The 17,320-nt window shown below is 33.2% G+C and carries 21 protein-coding genes; 18 read left to right on the forward strand and 3 right to left on the reverse strand.

The genetic code is table 11. The annotated features are described in order from the left end of the window. Positions 1–52: 52 nt before the first annotated feature. The 17 genes from MVE07_RS00655 to flhB are packed head-to-tail and all read left to right on the forward strand — an operon-like array spanning position 53 to position 14,723. Positions 53–1,957 (forward strand): hypothetical protein, encoded by a 1,905-nt coding sequence (locus tag MVE07_RS00655; RefSeq protein ID WP_297452772.1) that lies wholly within the window; start codon positions 53–55, stop codon positions 1,955–1,957. After that, complete coding sequence (locus MVE07_RS00660) at positions 1,944–3,902, forward strand: tetratricopeptide repeat protein (protein WP_297452774.1); 1,959 nt, start codon at positions 1,944–1,946, stop codon at positions 3,900–3,902. The genes MVE07_RS00655 and MVE07_RS00660 overlap by 14 nt, the downstream gene beginning before the upstream one ends. Then, positions 3,895–4,272 (forward strand): flagellar basal body rod protein FlgB, encoded by a 378-nt coding sequence (gene flgB, locus MVE07_RS00665; protein WP_297452776.1) that lies wholly within the window; start codon positions 3,895–3,897, stop codon positions 4,270–4,272. Before MVE07_RS00660 ends, flgB begins: the two co-directional genes overlap by 8 nt. An 11-nt stretch (positions 4,273–4,283) precedes the next feature. Next, a complete protein-coding gene (gene flgC, locus MVE07_RS00670) occupies positions 4,284–4,694 on the forward strand; it encodes a flagellar basal body rod protein FlgC (RefSeq protein WP_297452778.1) in 411 nt (136 codons plus the stop codon). 12 nt (positions 4,695–4,706) lie between these two features. Beyond that, on the forward strand, positions 4,707–4,988 hold the full coding sequence (fliE, locus tag MVE07_RS00675; RefSeq protein ID WP_297452780.1) for a flagellar hook-basal body complex protein FliE: 282 nt from the start codon (positions 4,707–4,709) through the stop codon (positions 4,986–4,988). 3 nt (positions 4,989–4,991) lie between these two features. Next, positions 4,992–6,584, forward strand: a complete 1,593-nt coding sequence (gene fliF / locus MVE07_RS00680; RefSeq protein ID WP_297452782.1) for a flagellar basal-body MS-ring/collar protein FliF — start codon at positions 4,992–4,994, stop codon at positions 6,582–6,584. A gap of 2 nt (positions 6,585–6,586) precedes the next feature. Beyond that, on the forward strand, positions 6,587–7,264 hold the full coding sequence (locus tag MVE07_RS00685; protein WP_297452784.1) for a hypothetical protein: 678 nt from the start codon (positions 6,587–6,589) through the stop codon (positions 7,262–7,264). Then, complete coding sequence (locus MVE07_RS00690; RefSeq protein ID WP_297452786.1) at positions 7,224–8,549, forward strand: FliI/YscN family ATPase; 1,326 nt, start codon at positions 7,224–7,226, stop codon at positions 8,547–8,549. The genes MVE07_RS00685 and MVE07_RS00690 overlap by 41 nt, the downstream gene beginning before the upstream one ends. Beyond that, positions 8,530–9,174, forward strand: a complete 645-nt coding sequence (locus tag MVE07_RS00695) for a flagellar hook capping FlgD N-terminal domain-containing protein (protein WP_297452788.1) — start codon at positions 8,530–8,532, stop codon at positions 9,172–9,174. Before MVE07_RS00690 ends, MVE07_RS00695 begins: the two co-directional genes overlap by 20 nt. A gap of 5 nt (positions 9,175–9,179) precedes the next feature. Further along, complete coding sequence (locus MVE07_RS00700) at positions 9,180–10,781, forward strand: flagellar hook protein FlgE (RefSeq protein WP_297452790.1); 1,602 nt, start codon at positions 9,180–9,182, stop codon at positions 10,779–10,781. Between the two features lie 34 nt (positions 10,782–10,815). Continuing rightward, complete coding sequence (locus MVE07_RS00705; protein ID WP_297452792.1) at positions 10,816–11,328, forward strand: flagellar basal body-associated FliL family protein; 513 nt, start codon at positions 10,816–10,818, stop codon at positions 11,326–11,328. A 2-nt stretch (positions 11,329–11,330) separates the two neighbouring features. Then, the gene (locus MVE07_RS00710) at positions 11,331–11,612 is read left to right on the forward strand and encodes a FliM/FliN family flagellar motor switch protein (RefSeq protein WP_297452794.1); all 282 of its coding nucleotides are present in this window, start codon (positions 11,331–11,333) and stop codon (positions 11,610–11,612) included. After that, positions 11,605–11,919 carry a flagellar biosynthetic protein FliO gene (locus MVE07_RS00715; protein WP_297452796.1) on the forward strand — a complete coding sequence of 105 codons (315 nt, stop codon included), beginning with the start codon at positions 11,605–11,607 and terminating at the stop codon, positions 11,917–11,919. Before MVE07_RS00710 ends, MVE07_RS00715 begins: the two co-directional genes overlap by 8 nt. Next, positions 11,891–12,610 carry a flagellar type III secretion system pore protein FliP gene (fliP, locus tag MVE07_RS00720; protein WP_297452798.1) on the forward strand — a complete coding sequence of 240 codons (720 nt, stop codon included), beginning with the start codon at positions 11,891–11,893 and terminating at the stop codon, positions 12,608–12,610. Before MVE07_RS00715 ends, fliP begins: the two co-directional genes overlap by 29 nt. Positions 12,611–12,615: 5 nt before the next feature. Further along, positions 12,616–12,885: a flagellar biosynthesis protein FliQ gene (gene fliQ, locus MVE07_RS00725; protein ID WP_297452800.1), complete on the forward strand. Its 270-nt coding sequence runs from the start codon at positions 12,616–12,618 to the stop codon at positions 12,883–12,885. Between the two features lie 30 nt (positions 12,886–12,915). Further along, a complete protein-coding gene (locus MVE07_RS00730; protein ID WP_297452802.1) occupies positions 12,916–13,668 on the forward strand; it encodes a flagellar biosynthetic protein FliR in 753 nt (250 codons plus the stop codon). After that, the gene (flhB, locus tag MVE07_RS00735; protein WP_297452804.1) at positions 13,668–14,723 is read left to right on the forward strand and encodes a flagellar biosynthesis protein FlhB; all 1,056 of its coding nucleotides are present in this window, start codon (positions 13,668–13,670) and stop codon (positions 14,721–14,723) included. Before MVE07_RS00730 ends, flhB begins: the two co-directional genes overlap by 1 nt. Here flhB and MVE07_RS00740 read toward each other — a convergent pair. The 3 genes from MVE07_RS00740 to MVE07_RS00750 form a co-directional block, all read right to left on the reverse strand. Further along, positions 14,712–15,242: a carboxymuconolactone decarboxylase family protein gene (locus MVE07_RS00740; RefSeq protein WP_297452805.1), complete on the reverse strand. Its 531-nt coding sequence runs from the start codon at positions 15,240–15,242 to the stop codon at positions 14,712–14,714. The two genes, flhB and MVE07_RS00740, sit on opposite strands and share 12 nt — an antisense overlap. Positions 15,243–15,330: 88 nt before the next feature. Next, positions 15,331–15,852, reverse strand: coding sequence for a hypothetical protein (locus tag MVE07_RS00745; RefSeq protein ID WP_297452806.1), 522 nt, complete (start codon positions 15,850–15,852; stop codon positions 15,331–15,333). Further along, positions 15,827–16,231, reverse strand: coding sequence for a hypothetical protein (locus MVE07_RS00750; protein WP_297452808.1), 405 nt, complete (start codon positions 16,229–16,231; stop codon positions 15,827–15,829). Before MVE07_RS00750 ends, MVE07_RS00745 begins: the two co-directional genes overlap by 26 nt. A gap of 87 nt (positions 16,232–16,318) precedes the next feature. On the opposite strand from MVE07_RS00750, the gene MVE07_RS00755 reads away from it, so the two are divergent. Further along, positions 16,319–17,317 (forward strand): malate dehydrogenase, encoded by a 999-nt coding sequence (locus MVE07_RS00755; RefSeq protein ID WP_297452810.1) that lies wholly within the window; start codon positions 16,319–16,321, stop codon positions 17,315–17,317. Positions 17,318–17,320: the final 3 nt, after the last annotated feature.

Consider the following 17,320-nt stretch of genomic DNA (forward strand, 5'->3'; position numbering starts at 1 on the left):
TCAAATTTTGCCATTTTACGAAAATTAATTTAAATTTATAATCGTTGAAATCATGCAGATTTTAAAAGTAGCCGGTTCACAGAAGCTTAACCATAAGGTAAATAGCCATACTCCAAAGGGGGATTTATTTGCCCAAATATTTGAAAATATGATAAAAGCATCTTCTCATCTACCTAAAAAATTAGCCACAGTTAAAAATCATCATCCTTCTATTAATCTTATACCTGCAGATAAAGGAATAAACCATCTAACAAACCTAAAACTATTGAAAAAAATTCCAGTAAAGCAGCTTTCAAAATTCAAAATAGACAAAATATTTTTTGTTAAAAAATATAAACCCAGCACCACCGAAAAAATAAACAGGTTTATAGTTGAGCCTGATAATACAACTTTTCCTCAAATAAATAAAACCACTTTCCAAAAGAAAAAGATAGAAGTCAAAAACCCTAAAAATCAGCCTGTAAATATAAATCCGTTAATAAATGAAAGTAATTTTGTTTTACAAAGCACTCAAAGAACTTCTCAAGGAAATATAAAAGCCAAAGAATTAACCGCAAGGCAGATAGAAAAAGGAAATATTGCACCGAACATAAAAAACTTAGCCAAATTCCATGATAGAAAAAATTTAACTATCATCTACACCGATAATTTACAAAAAACCAAAAATCCAAAAGGAATACCTGTTGAAATTTCTGCTACAAGAGAAAATATTAAAAATATTTTTATTCCTAAAGACAAACACATGCCTGTTAATGAAGAAAAAGTTCCTGTAAGTAGTATGAAGCATGGGCAAAAAACAGTAGAAAAAATAGAACTGCAGAAATCATCGAAAACATCAAAAGAAAATATCCAAAACATAAATATTTCTAATCAAATAAAAACTACTGTAGAAAAAATTGTTTCCCATAAAGACAGGCAAATACAGTTTATTCCTGTTAAACCGGATAAAATTTCTGTTATCTCTTCTGGGAAGAAATTATCAAAAAGTATTGGTCAAAAAAGACTAAACAAAGCTGATAAAAATATCTTTGACTCTCCAAAATTAACTTCAAAAAACGACTGGATTTCAAAATCTACAACACAGGAACCAAAGATATCTTATAAATCTGAAAGAGTAGTGAATCATACAAAAACACTAGAAATAGCTTCTTATGACAAAGAAAAATCTACTCTAAAAGTTTCTAATTTAACAGAAAAAGTAAACATTCCCCAAAAATTACAACAAAATACATCCCAGCAAACTCAGTTTAAAATAGATAATTATTACATCCAAAGTAAAGTGAAAATTTTAGACAAAAATAATTATAAACCTTTAAACGACTTTAAAACTGAACAAAAATTGGTGATAAGTAATAAAAATAAACTTAGATATCTTGTAGGAAATAAAATCAAAAAAGTTAAGGTGGAACAGTCAGATAAAGCTATTAAAACTTCTGAACAACTTAACAAAACCGAAAAACATGAGGAACTCATAATTGAAAATAATCCTGTTCAACCATTAAATATAGAAAATCCAAAAGATAAGCCTGAAAATACAGTAAAAATTTTAGTATCCCAAAAAGAGACTGTTACTGTTTCACATAGCACACAAAATGATTTTAAACAGGATAGTTTTTCAGATTTAGATTCCGGAGTGCATCAACACAAAGCAGAATATACACAAGAAGAAGATATTCACGAACACTATTTTCAAAAACAGCTTTCGCTAAATTTAAGATTAGAAAATATTTCCCTTAGAGCTACATATCACAATGGAAATCTAAATCTATTTATGTCTGTAAATGGAAGCCAGTTGTTAAACAGCCTTAAAACCGAAATACCGGAAATAATGAAAGAAACAGGAATAAAAGAATACAACCTGAAAATAAAATCCAAAGAAAAAGAGATTAGAATTTTCTCAAAACAAAAAAATTACAACACCCAATCGGTAAGTAGAGAGATAAATGTCAGGGTTTAGAATAATTCTTTTTCTGCTTTCCTTATTTATATTTTCCTATGCACAGACCACCGAAAAAAAACCTGAGGAGATTAAATATACCCAAAAACAGATAGAAGATTTTAAGGCTAAATATCAGCTTGCCGTTGAAATGTTTAATCGTGGAGATTACTATTCAGCCCTTAATTTACTTTCAAAAATCATAAAATACCCTAAAAATCCCTATTATGCAGACGCACTTAAACTTTCGGCAAAGATTTATCTAATCATAGGAAGGAAAACAGGAATAAAAGAGTTTCTACAAAAAGCTCTGTATTACATCAATACATATTCTTATACTGCAAAAAATCCATATAACTGGGACTTTTACTACACAAAAGGCAATATCTATGAAAATCTCTTTATGTATGAAAGAGCTCTTGCTCTTTATAAACTTGCATTTGCGCAGGCAAGAACTCCAAAACAACAGTTTGAAACAGTAATAGCAATTCTCAGAACAGCAGCATGGCTTAAAAGACTTGATATCATCACCAGATACATTGTTCTTGTGAACTTAGAGGAACTATCGGAAAAAGAGAAAAAAGAGTTCGAATTTGTTAAAGGGCTTGTTGAATTTCAGAAAGGGAATTATCAGGAAGCCTTCAAATATCTAATTCCTGTATATAAGGAATACGAACAATATCTGATTGAAAATCCAGTTTATTACTACATTTTAGGGGAAAACGCCTATCGCCTCAAAAAATATACCTTTGCGAAACAAGTTTTTAGAAGAATAATAAGCATAGTAAAAGATGAAAGTATTATCAGGAAATCCCTTTTAAGACTTGGGGATATAGCCCATTATGAAGGGGATGATATACAGGCCTTTAATTATTACTACACTATAGTAAAAAAATATCCAAAATCCAAAGAAGCAATTATTGCAAAGCTAAAAATCCTTGCCCTTGCAGATTTTAATCCGGAAATAAAGAAAAAATTAGTTTTAATCAAAGACGAAGATATCAAAAATCCTTTTGAATTTGTTCTGAAAACCCTAATATCAAACAGAAACAACTATATTGGCTTTTTTGCACTTGGAAATTTTGGGGAAATGGTTCTTGGAAAAAATTCCGAGAAACTATTTAAAAAACTCACATGGGAACTTTCTCTTGTAAACACAAATCGCCTAAGATATGAACACAAAGAGTATATAAACCAGCTATGGAGGGACAAACTAAAAAAACTTCCACCTATTAAGATATGCGACTTATTTATTTCTAATAAAGATTTCTTTTTCAAAGTATTTGACAGAGATATTTTAAAACTTGTTTATAAAGACCTGAAAAAATGCGGTAAATATCTACTTGCCCTTGAAGTTGCAAAATTCATATATAACAAATACAAAGATGATGATGCATTACTGCTTCTTGCTGATACATATTACTCCCTTAAAAACTATAAAAAATCCCTTGAAATTTTACAAAAGCTCAAAAACAAAAACTGTGAATACTATCTGCTAAAAACAAAAAATCTTATATTCCTAAGTAAATTTGACCAGATAGATACAGTCCAGATAGAAAATAGCTGCGGTAATAATCCGGAAAAATATGTGGTTCTGGGATATTTGTATCTGAAAAATAATCAGATTGATAAATTGAATCAGATTATTGACAGGATTAAAGACGTTATTCCGGATATATATGAAGACTCATTACTTGCACGCATTTTTGTCAGGGAACTGACTTATACTTTGTTTGACAAGAATATGTATCAATCTACCCTAAAGATTTTACTTCCCCTTTCCGAAAGATTTAAGGAAGACTGCGACATTAATAGCTGGGTGGTAATTGCTTTGATAAGGTCAGATAATACCAAAGAACTCAACAAATACACAGATAGAATAAAAAACTGCAATACAGAATGGAGTATTGTTGCAAAAAATCTAATTGAAGATTTCCAGCTTATAAGGGGTTTTAAAAATGAGTGAGCTATTCTCTCATATAGATACCCTCGAAGAAAAAGCAGCATTTTTTCTACAAAGAACAAAAATCATCCAGAGTAATATAGCCAATGCAGATACTCCTTTTTACAAACCTAAAGACCTTAAATTTGAAAAAATAATCACAGAGCAAGTAAAACTAAAAAAAACAAACCCAAAACATATAGACCCTTTCCCTGAAGTAAAAATAAAGATAGAAGAGGTTACCACTCCCAATTACACCGGATATGATGAAAACAGAGTAAATGTTGAGCAGGAATTAGCAAAGCTTGCCGAAAGTTCAATTATGTATAAAACATTACTGGAAAGTATGAGAAAAGAGCTTGCCAAACTAAAATATGCAATATCAGGTAGATAAAGGAGTCAGCCATGATATTTAAAGGCCTTGAAGTATCAGTAACAGGGATGGCAGCCCAGAGAATAAGGATAGATATTGCCTCATCAAACCTTGCAAATGTAAACTCAACAAAAGCTGAAAATGGTCAACCTTACAGAAGAAAAGTTCCTGTTTTTCAGGCAATATTAGATAAAGAAAGCGGTGTTCCTGTTTATGAAGTTAGAGTTTCTAAGGTAATAGCAGACCCATCTCCATTTAAAATGAAATATGACCCTAAACATCCGGATGCAGATGCAAACGGTTATGTTCATCTGCCAAATGTTGACCCCCTTAGAGAAATGGTTGATATGATGTCTGCAATAAGGACTTATGAAGCAAATTTAACAGCATTCAATACACATAAAGATATGCTACTAAAAAGCATAGAACTACTAAAAGTTTAATGGGGGCTTAAGATGAGGATTGAAGGACTTCAGGATTTTGGACAACTGACACAGAAGATTGAGAAAAAGCCAGCAAAAGATTTTGGAGAAGTTTTGCAGGAATTTGTTGCAGATGTAAACAAAGATTTACAAAATGCCAAAAAAGCAGAGCAGTTGATTGTAGAAGGAAAAGTTGATAATTTAGAAAGTCTGATGTATCAGATATCTAAATCCGACATTTCGCTAAGACTAATTACAGAAATAAGAAACAAAGCTTTAGAAAGCTATCAGGAAATAATGAGAATGCAGGTATAAAATTTGGACATAAATCAGATAAAAGAAAAAGCTTTAAGTTTAGGAAAGAAATATGCAACCCCGAAACATATAGCAATTCTTGTGGCAGGTTTACTGCTTTTATCTTTAATTGGAACTATTGCATATAAATCCTTTTCAAATGTTGATTATGCCGTTTTATATACAAATCTCAGTCCTGATGATGCAGGAAAAATATTAGAAGTTCTACAAGAAGAAAATATTCCTTATAAGGTTGAGGGAAACGGTAGCATCATCCTCGTCCCAAAGGATAAAGTTTATGACATCAGGCTAAAACTGGCAGCAAAAGGTCTGCCTTCAAGTCAGAATGTTGGGTTTGAGATTTTTGAAGAGCCCAAAATGGGCATAACACGGTTTCAGGAAAATGTAAACTATCTGCGGGCACTGGAAGGTGAACTTGCACGAACAATAAAACAGCTTGACCCTGTTGAAAATGCAAGGGTAAATATCGCACTCCCAAAGGAAAGCATCTTTGTTAGAGAAGAAGAGGAACCAAAAGCATCGGTAGTAGTTAGACTCTGGCCAGGAAGAACTCTAACAAAGGAGCAGGTGAAAGCGATAGTTTTCCTTGTGTCCCATGCTGTCCCTAAACTCAAACCTGAAAATGTTACAGTTGTAGACAATACAGGAAGAGTCTTATCTGATATGCTGGATGAGGAGAGTCAGGAAGCAGCCACAGACAAAACAGTCCAGCTTAAGAAAAAATTAGAAAGACAGATAGAAAAGAATGTCCAATCTATGCTTGCAAAAGCTCTCGGTTCTGATAAAGTTGTAGTTCGGGCTTCCGTTGAACTTGAACTTGCAAAAGTAAAACAAAAGGACGAGATTGTTGATCCTGACAAAGTTGCAGTTGTAAGTGAAAGGAAAATTCAGGAAAAGGTTACAGAAAGGGAAAATCCTGCCGTATCCCCTCCAGGAACTTCAACCAATGTCCCTCCTGTAATAACAGGAACACAAACAACAATAATCCGTGATAAAAGCAAAAAAGACCAGACAAAGAATTATGAAGTAACAAAATCATATATAAGCACAGACAAAAATGTATTTAAAATAAAGAGATTAAGTGTCGGAGTTCTTATAGACGGAAGATACGAAAAACAGAAAGACAAAGAAGGAAAAGAAACTTATAAATTTATCCCAAGGTCAAAAGAAGAACTGAAAACCTATGAAGAACTGGTTAAAAGTGCAATAGGATTTGACCCAAAAAGAGGAGATCAGGTTACTGTTGTAAGTGTTCCTTTTGAAACAAAAGCAGAAAGCCTGAAAGCACAGGCAGGAGCTACACCAATTCATAATTACATACTTATGGCAGCAATTGCAATTCTGGTTTTATTAATCCTCGCTGTAGCAGGATTTATTGCTCTAAAGGTAATAAAAGGAAAGAAAAAAGAAGAAATCACATTACCTCCTGGAGTTACACCTGAAATGGCAGCAGGTGTTTATGCAGCACATGAAAAAACAGAAGAATTTCATATAGAAAAAGAGCCTGCATTCCAAAAACTACTTGAAATAGCAGAGGAATCTCCAGAACTTATAGCAGACCTTGTAAGTAAATGGCTTAGAGAAGAAGGTAAATAAAAATGCCTGACTTAAATATTCAGGATTTTGGAAAACCGCCTGAAGAAGAAATTAATTCTGAAAAATTAACCAAAGAAGAAATAGAAAATTTTTATAAATCCCAGATAGAAAAATTAAAAAAAGAATACGAAGAAAAAATAAAAAAATCCTATGAAGAAGGATTTAAACAGGGATATGAAGAAGCTCAAAAGGAAATAATTCCTAAGCTCCAAAATCAATTTCAATCTCAATTAGAAGAAAAACTCAGACAAAAAGAAGAAGAAATCAGCCTTAAATATAATGAGCTTAAACTTGAGTTAAATAAATTCTTGAACGAGATATATCAGAAATACAAGGAACATATTGATTTTATAGATGAACTAATTTTATCTGTAATTGAGGAAATTCTTTATTACATGTATGTTGACCAAAACAACGCCCGCTATGTATCTGAGGAAATTTTAAAACTATTGGAAGACTTAAAAAATCCTCCTGAGGTTATTGTGGAGATATCTCCTCAACTTAAAGAATACATATCTCCGCAACAAAAAAATATCAAAGTTATAGTTAGAAATGAGCTTGAAGGTGGAGATTTTGTGATTAAAGTTGAAAATGCCCAATTTGAAAATAGATTTAAAGAAAAACTGAAGATTTTAAAAAATGAAATTAAAAGAGAGATTAAAAAGAATTCCCCGTTATAAGGTCAAAGGTAAAATAACAGGTGTCACTGGCCCTATCATAGAAGCGTATCTTCCCCGGGTATCAATCGGAGACAGTTGTATTATTGAAAATGGTATAGAAGCAGAAGTTGTCGGATTTAAAGATGGAAAAACGCTGCTTATGGCCTATGATGACACCAAAGGAATTGCTGTTGGAAGTTGGATTGAAGCCCTTCAAGAACCTGTAAGGGTAGGGGTAGGGAAAGACCTCTTAGGATGTGTTGTTGATGCATTTGGAAAACCTCTTAACAAAGAAAATTTCACTCCGGAATATCTATATTACATAAAAAATGAGGTAGTTAATCCATTAAAAAGAGAAAGAATAAGAGAACCGTTAGATACAGGAGTTAGAACAATAAACTCCCTTCTAACAATTGGCAAAGGTCAGAGAATCGGTATATTTGCAGGTGCAGGTGTAGGCAAAAGCACACTTCTAGGGATGGTTGCTAGATATACAGAAGCCGAAGTAAGTGTAATAGCCCTGATAGGTGAAAGAGGTAGAGAAGTCCGAGAATTTATAGAAGATAATTTAGGGGAAGAAGGATTAAAAAAATCCGTTGTTGTTGTTGCTACTTCTGACCAGCCACCCCTTGCAAAAATAAGAGCTGTTTATACTGCAATAGCTATAGCAAATTATTTTTCAAATCAAGGAAAAAATGTTTTATTTTTGCTTGACTCATTAACAAGACTGGCTATGGCACAAAGAGAAATTGGCCTTGCAATAGGAGAACCACCTACAACCAAAGGATATACTCCATCAGTTTTTGCATTACTCCCAAAGTTTATTGAACAGGCAGGAAATTTTGAAGGAAGAGGAAGTATAACAGGTATTTATACAATCTTAGTGGAAGGTGATGATATCTCAATGGATCCTGTTGCTGATGCAGCTATGGGATTTTTAGACGGACATATAATATTATCAAGAAAGCTTGCCAATAAAAGAATATTCCCTGCCATCGATGTCCTAAAAAGCGTTAGCAGGTTAATGCCCCAGATAGTAAGTGACGATATATTAAAATACCAGAGCATATTCTTAAATATGGAAGCAACTTATGAAGAAGCAGAAGATATGATTAACTTGGGGTTATACAAAAAAGGAACAACCCCAAAGATAGACCTTGCGATTGAAGTTCATCCTGAAATAGAGAACTTCTTAAAGCAGGATATGAACCAAAAGGTTGACCTTGAGCAAAGTTTTGATCAACTTAAAGAATTAGTAGAGGAAATAAAACAAAGAGGTTTAAGATATGGAATTAAATGGGATTAGTGAGTATCTAAAAAAGCCTCAGATAGTAGATGCCGGATATGATAATGCAAAAATGAAAAATGAGGATTTTCTAAAAGTTCTTCTTGCTGACCTTGCCTGGCAAGATCCTCTAAATGCAAAGGACATTTCGGATTTTATCAGCAATACAGTCAAACTCAGACAGATGGAAGTTCTGAATGATTTTCAAAAAACTGTTGAACTATTGAAAAAGGCGAATGAGGCAAATTCCCTTTTATATGCATCAAATCTTATTGGCAAAAAAATATTTTACGAAGGAAATTACACTTATGTAGAAAATGGAAAATCCAGGGTAAAGTTCAAACTGGAAGATAATGCTGATTTTGTTAAGGTTACAGTTTTAGATAAAAACGGAAAAGTAGTTGAAAGCAAAAGTTTTTCAAATCTTGAAGGGGGAAAGGAATATCCATTTGAAATAGATAATCCAGACCTTAAAGACGGTTATTACACTGTTTATATTGAGGCTAAAAAAGGTAAACAAGCTGTAAAAGCTACTTTAATCAGCAAAGGTTATGTCGAAAGTGTATTAAAGTCAAAAGATGGTATAAAAGTTTTAGTCCACAATGATGAAGTAGACTTAAATTCTATTGTTCAAATAGGAGGTTAAGAACAATGATTCAATCATTTTACACAGGAAATGCAGGATTAGGCGCAAACAGAGAATGGCTTTCTGTTATATCTGACAATATTGCAAATGTAAACACAATAGGTTTTAAAGCAGAAAGAGCCAATTTTGAGGATCTAATTTCAAAAAGTATGACAACCTTTGCAAACGGCGCCCCAAAGAATTATGAAATTGGCGGAGGAAGTTTTGTAGGTTCTACCACAAAGGATTTCTCACAAGGTTCTCTGATGAACACAAACACACCAACAGACCTTGCATTAGATGGAGAAGGATTCTTTATGGTTCAGGACAGTCAGGGACTTACATACTACACAAGAGCCGGACAATTTAGAACAAATGCAGAAGGAGACTTGATAAACCTGAACGGTCAGAAACTTTTAGGATGGACACTGGATAAAAATGGAAATATTTCAGGTGCAATAAAAGCAATAAACGTTCCTAACTCTATGGATCCATCCCAAACAACCAAAATTGCCTTTAAAGAGCCTACTAACCTTGATTCAAGGGTAAAGGTAATATCGGCAGCCTTTACACCGGGAGATTCAACAACATTTAACTATGTAAACTCTTTTACAACTTATGATTCCCTTGGAAATCCACATATAACATCTTACTACTTCCAGAGAACAGGAACAAACACATGGAATGTTTATAAACTAATTGATGGAACCATTGCACCGGTTGAAGTTGATGGAAATTTATACAAATCTGTAAGATTAACTTTTAACTCAGATGGCACTTTAGATGTTAATAATATATATGCAGACACACAAATAAGTATGTCCTCTGATGAACCAGCAAGTGATACAGCGGGAACAGGCAATGATGGGTATTTCGAACTTAGTTATGTTGCAACGAAAGGAAGTATCCATATTAAATCATATACAACAGGAGGAAATACATATATAGTAAATTGGCATGATGATGGTGCAGGAAAAATTCTCGATGAAAATGGAAATGTAGTTGGAACAGTTGAGTATGAATATGGTTCTCCTCCTCAAACTCGTATACGTATACCTATCCTTGAAAATGGCTCAGGTGGAGATGAAATCAAAGTAGATTACCTTCACAGTGAAGCAGCCGGTTCTGTAGCTGTTGATCCAACTCAGGTAAAATTTGCAGGATATGACCCAAATAACGGTGCAACCAACCCATTACAAACTACAGAAAACTTTAAGGAAATTAGGCAGGTAGCATCTGATTTTATCTTCTATGCACAGCAGGATGGATATGCAAAAGGAGATTTATTATCTGTTGCTGTCAGCGAAGATGGTATTGTAAAAGGTGTTTACTCTAATGGACAGGTTAAAGATATAGCACGAATAGCAATTGCAACATTTAAAGACAAAGAAATCCTTGTTAGAAAAGGAAATAATCTTTATCTCCCAAATAGCCAGACATACACACCAATTATTGTCCCTGGTGGTGTTATATCAAAAGTCAGAAGTGGATTTTTAGAACTTTCTAACGTTGATATATCAAGGGAATTTATAAACCTTATAACAGCACAAAGGGCATATCAGGCTAACGCAAGGACAATAACAACATCTGACCAGGTTCTTCAAGAGACAATGAATATCAAGAGATAATATAATTTTAAAAACGCCTGATATGGAGATATAAATGGCAGAAGAAAATAAAGAACAGGAAGAACAGCAGCAAGGAGGAGGTAAGAAAAAACTTATCATCCTCCTTGTTGTTTTACTACTTCTTTTAGGTGGTGGAGGAGGAGCTGCTTATAAATTTTTAGTATTAGATAAACAAGAAGCCAAAAAAGAAGAGAATAAGGCAGAAAAAATACAGCAAGAAATAAAAAATATAGAAAATCTTGGAATTATGTTTGAGGTTGGCACTTTTGTTGTCAACCTTGCAGATAAAGATGCAGATAGATACTTAAAGGTAACAATAATTCTGGAACTTGAAAATGAACAGGTAAAACAGGAAGTTGAAAAAAGGCTTCCTCAGATAAAGGATAGCATAACAACTTTACTGTTTACAAAAACATCCCGGGAACTAAGGACAGCTGAAGGAGTAGAAAAACTAAAAGAGGAAATACTTCGCAGAGTAAATGCTATTCTTCCACTTGGCGGTGTTAAAAATGTTTACTTTACAGACTTTGTAATACAAACGGCTTAATCATGGAAGAAAAAGACGAAAAGAAAGAGCTTAATAATGCGGCTGTTGAGGAAGAATTAGATATATCCTTCCTTAAGGATGTAACTGTAAAAGTCACAGGTGAAGTAGGGAAAACCACCAAAAATTTTATAGATATTCTAAAGTTAAAAGAAGGAGATATTATAAAGTTAGACAAACATATTGAGGATTATATTGAGATTTATATAAGAGGCCAGTTATTTGCCATAGGTGAACTGGTCGTTGTAAATGATAAATATGCTATAAGGGTTGTTGACCTTGCTTGATTATTCAGATATTCTCAGGGTAATCGCCTCATTTATTATCGTTGTGGTTCTTATCTACTCTATTTATTATATGATAAATCGTTATGGTAAAGGTATCTTACCGGGACAAAAAGGTCTGATTTCCATTCTGGATATCAAATATTTAGGGAAAAACAAAGGTCTGGCCATAATAAAGGCAAATCAAAAATATTATTTCGTTTCCTTTGATGAAAAAAATGTGAGTATAATAGAAAAATGGGATAGCTTGCATGAGATAGAGGGAGAGACTAAAAATAAAAATGAAAAAGAAAGCCCTTCTGAAACTTGAATTTTTATTGCTTTTTCCTTTTCTTTCTTTTGGGGATGCTGTTTCCGATACACTTGCCCAATTAAATAATCTGGATATTACCTTAAAAATTCTTTTCCTTATTACAATACTCAGTCTTGTTCCATCTATTTTAATATCATTTACATCCTTTGTGAGAATAGTTATTGTTCTTTCTTTATTAAGACATGCCCTTGGTATTCCACAATCTCCTCCTAATCAGGTTATTATTGCTTTATCTTTGTTTTTAACATTTTTTATTATGAAACCTGTATTTGTGGACATAAACAACAATGCAATTCAGCCATATCTGAATAAAGAAATTGGAGATATGGAGGCTATTAAAAGAGCACAGATTCCAGTCAAAAAGTTTATGCTTCATAATACACGGAAAGAAGATCTAAAATTATTTCTTGATATTGCAAAGGAAAAGCCTGAAAAACCTGAAGATATAAGTATGATAACCTTAATACCTGCATTTATGATTAGTGAGATTAAAACAGCCTTTGAAATCGTATTTATAATATTCCTGCCTTTTTTAATTATTGATCTGCTTGTTGCAAGTATTTTGATGTCCATGGGAATGATGATGATACCCCCTATGCTTATATCCTTACCGTTTAAGCTGATATTATTTGTTCTGGCAGATGGTTTTGAACTGCTTACAAAGGCATTAATAGAAAGTTATAGGTGATAAAAATGGGATTAGACCAGACAATAAGCCTGATTCAGCAGATGTTATATACGGCTTTAATTGTAGGTGCACCGGTAATTCTAATAGCTTTTATTGTAGGTCTTGCAATCAGTATATTTCAGGCTGCAACCCAGATACATGAAATGACATTAACATTTATTCCTAAAATTGTTGCCACGATAATAGCACTAATTATATTCGGTTCCTGGATGTTCAGGAAACTGGTTGATTTTACACAGGAACTTTTAACAAATTTAATAAACTATATCTCGTGAAAAAAGATGCATCCTCTAATAACTCCTGAAATGTCAGTTGCTTTTGGACTTGTTTTATCCCGTGTTATCGGGGTTTTTATAGGTTTCCCACTACTTAATACTTCTCTTGTTCCGCTAAATGTTCGTATAATGCTTTCTATAGCTTTTGCCTTTTTCTTTATGTCTATCTTTGAACTTAAAATCCCTATAGAAAATTTTTCGCTTCTACATTATTTTATGCTTGTTTTAAGGGAACTACTAATCGGATTTTTACTGGGTCTTCTTGTAAATATTTTTATTTCCGCCTTTTCTTATGCAGCAGAGCTGATAAGCTATTTTATGGGATTTACAATTGTGAATGTATTTGACCCAACTTTTGGTCAAATTTCTGTTTTAGATAGATTTTTCATTCTTCTTTTTTATCTACTATTTTTTGTTACAGGGGCTTATCAGTTTGTGATTGGCGGCCTTGTAATGAGTTTTAAAGTGCTACCAATTGGGGTGCTATCTTTCAATCCCCAATCTTTTGTTTATCTTTTTAAAGAAGCACCTCTTATATTTTATTTGGGATTTAAGATAGCATTTCCTTTTGTATTAATTTTGTTTATGGTAAACGTAGCTCTTGCCTTAATTAACAGGCTCATTCCACAGATAAATGTTTTTATTGTCGGTCTACCCCTCCAGATTTTTGTTGGCCTTGCTTCCCTTGCCATTGCAACCTCACTTATAATCTACTTCTCAACTTCAGTTATAAATAATTTTTCCGAAAGTTATATAAAACTTATTGGAATTATGGGTAAATAATGGCAAAAGACCCAAGCAAAACGGAGAAGGCGACTCCCCGGCGTCGCCAAAAGGCAAGGGAAGAGGGGCAGGTTGCACGGAGTCAGGATATCCCAATAGCAGCCACGTTAATTGTAACTTTTCTAATTTTAATAGCGTATATTCCCTTTTCCTATCATCTGCTTACAGAATATTTTCACTATACATTTTCAGACCCGTTATCTCTTATTCCAGAAAGGAATGAGGGGTTTATCCTTTATACAATAAAAATAATATCCCTTTTGATATTGCCTATTTTTGCTGTTTTACTGGTAACAGGCGTGTTTTCTAATGTATTACAGTTTGGATTTTTATTCTCCACAAAGGCTTTAACTCCCAAATTAGACAGATTAAATGTTATAAAAGGGCTCGGAAGAATTTTTTCAATGAAAACAGCATTTGAACTGATAAGAAACCTGCTAAAATTAATTTTTGCCTCTGCAGTTGCATATTTTCTTATGGTCAAAATAATGAATAACTCGTTTAATATGTCATTTATACCATTTAATCATGAAGTGTATTTTATGCTGAAATATACACTGATGCTTGTTCTGGCCTTTGCTATATCCTCAATTCCTGTTGCAATAATTGATTTTATATATCGCAAATGGGAGTATGAAGAAAATCTGAAAATGAGTAAAGAAGAAGTAAAAGAAGAAAGAAAAATGTATGAAGGTAATCCTCAAATAAAAGCAGCCATCAGAAAAAAACAAAGAGAAATAGCAATGATGCGTATGATGGCAGAAGTGCCAAAAGCTGATGTGGTGATTACAAACCCAGACCACTATGCTGTGGCACTTGTGTATGAAAGGGGTAAAATGAATGCACCTAAGGTAATCGCAAAAGGAAAAAATCTAATTGCTGAAAAAATAAAAGAAATTGCTAAAAAACATGATATTCCTATTGTGGAAAACCCACCCCTTGCGAGGGCTTTATATTCCTCTGTAGAGGTGGGTCATTTCATACCTGAAAAATTTTATGTTGCTGTGGCAAAAATACTCGCAAAAGTATATAAACAGAAAGGTTTACTTTCCTAAACCAAAGACATTTGAAAGAGTATTAATGTAGTTAAAATAAGCTGCTATTGTTACGGCCTCAAAAACCTGACTTGTGGTATATCCAAGATTAAGAACTTTATCTAAATCTTCTTTGGTTATTTTATAGTTATCTTTACTTGCTGCTCTAAGGCAAAACCTCAAAAGTTCTTTTTCTTCTTCCGTTGTGTTTATATGGTCAATACCTTTCAATGTTTCTTCTATTTGCTCTTCTGACATTCCAAGCATTTTTGCTATATTTTTGTGGACATCAACACACATCGGGCAATTATTTGCCTGTGATACAAGTAAGGCAATTCTTTCTTTTGTTGAGTATGGAAGTTCTGTTTCGTTTAGAAGCAATGTTTTAACGCAGTTATCTGTCATAAAGTAGATATCTTTTCTAATAGCAAGGAGTTTAAAAATATCCCCAAGTTTTCCGGTTTTTTCCAGGATTTCTCTGGCGAGTTTTTGAATTTCAGGGTCCATTTCTTCCAGTTCAGGTAATTTAATATACGGCATATCAATCCTCCATTAATATAATTTTTATGATTAATTATACTGACTATAATAAGGTATATGATAAAAGGTTGCAAGATTATTACAGATATTATTTATTTTCTGTTGTGTTATCCGATTGATCCTGTTGATTCTGTTTTTTTAAGCTGGATAGTATTCTTACAATTTTGTCGGCTACCTTTGGGTCTATATAATCCATCAAAACACCGGCTTTACTTTCTTTCATATTAAAGATTATATATGCAGCTTCTTTCGGGTCTTTTATTTTTGATATTCTTTCTGCAGCAAGTTCAGGGTCTTCATCAACAGCTTTTTCAAATACTTTTGCCAGCTTTTTATATTTTTCAGTTTGTAATTTTTTCTGGAATTCTTCTAATTCCTTTTTCTCTTGCTGCAGTTTTTTTCTTTCTTCTTTTATCTGATTTAAAATTTGCTGGTTTTTCGCAATAAGTCTTTTTATCTCATCCCTAAGTTGCTGTAATCTTTTTATTTCTTTATCTATTTCTGTTTTTGGAGGATTGGAATTTTTTTGTGGAGAAACTTTTGCATTTTCCTGGGCAAAAGCTACGAAAAACATAAACAAAAAACTAATGCTTACGATTAAAAGCCTCATCTGCAAGCTGGGTCTCCTTTTTAAGCTGGTCTTTTTCTTCAAGTTTACGGAGTTTTTCCTGTTCTTTTTTAATCGCTTTTTTTTCGGCATTTTTTTCCTTGATTTCCATTCTAATTTTATCAGCTTTCTTTTCCAAGTCCTCAAGCTTTTGGTCTATAGAGGAAATTTTGTCCATGATTTTTATTAAGGAGTTTATCTTCATCTGTATCAGCATAGGTTCAGAATACTCTTCATTTTCTATCTGCGTGTAATTCTGTTTTAATTTTTCCTTTTCCTGAACAAGAAAAACAATTTGATTTTCAATATCAGAAAGTATTTTTCTTTTCTGGTTTATTTCATATTCAATTTTTTTAATAAAACCTTCAAAAATATCCATCATTCTATTAATAATAAAAAATCAAACGTTGTTTGACAAAGATTTTCATAAATTATAGACTAATTTAGTCAGTAATTATCGGAGGTTGCCATGGGAGACTATAAAAGACCTATAGTATCCGTTGTAGGTGCTGGAAACGTCGGAGAACACGTTGCAAATCTTGTCGCAATAAAGGAACTTGCAAATGTTCGTATGTTTGACCTTGCCAGGAAAGACGGAGACAAAGTCTATGAAGTTGTTAAAGGAAAAGCACTTGATATAAAGCAGATGGCGACTGCAATAGGTTGTGATGTTGAAGTAGAAGGTTTCACAGTTACCCCTGATGGAGATGGATATGAACCATTAAAAGGTTCTGATATAGTTGTTGTTACCGCAGGATTCCCCAGAAGGCCGGGAATGAGCAGGGATGACCTTCTTTCTAAGAATGTGGGAATTATCAGAACTATTTCTGAAAGAATTGCAAAATATGCACCTGATGCAATAGTCATTGTTGTATCAAATCCTGTTGATGTTCTTACTTATGCAGCTTATAAAATAACCGGCTTCCACAAAGACAAAGTTATGGGAATGGCCGGTGTCCTTGATACTGCAAGATTCAAGGCATTCCTATCAATGGAACTAAAGGTGTCTGTTAAAAATATAAATGCTTATGTTTTAGGTAGTCATGGAGATGATATGGTTCCTCTTCTTTCTGTATCAAATGTTGGCGGAGTTCCATTAACAAAACTTATACCAGAAGAAAGATTGAAAGAGATTGTTGAAAGAACTAAATTTGGTGGTGGAGAGATTGTTTCCCTGATGGGAACTTCTGCATATCATGCTCCTGGAGCTTCGGTTGTTGAGATGATAGAAGCTATACTTACCGATAAAAAAGAGATTCTCCCTTGTTCTGTATATCTTGAGGGAGAAGATGCTAAACATTACGATGCTGAGGATATCTGTATAGGAGTGCCTGTTAAATTAGGTGCCCATGGAATAGAAGAAGTTGTAAAACTTGATTTTACAGATGAAGAAAGAAAGCTATGGGCATCTTCTGTAAAATCTGTAAAATCAGGAATTGAAAGAATTAAAGAATTAGGTCTTATATAGGAG

This window comes from Persephonella sp., from assembly GCF_027023985.1.
Taxonomy (GTDB): Bacteria; Aquificota; Aquificia; order Aquificales; family Hydrogenothermaceae; genus Persephonella_A.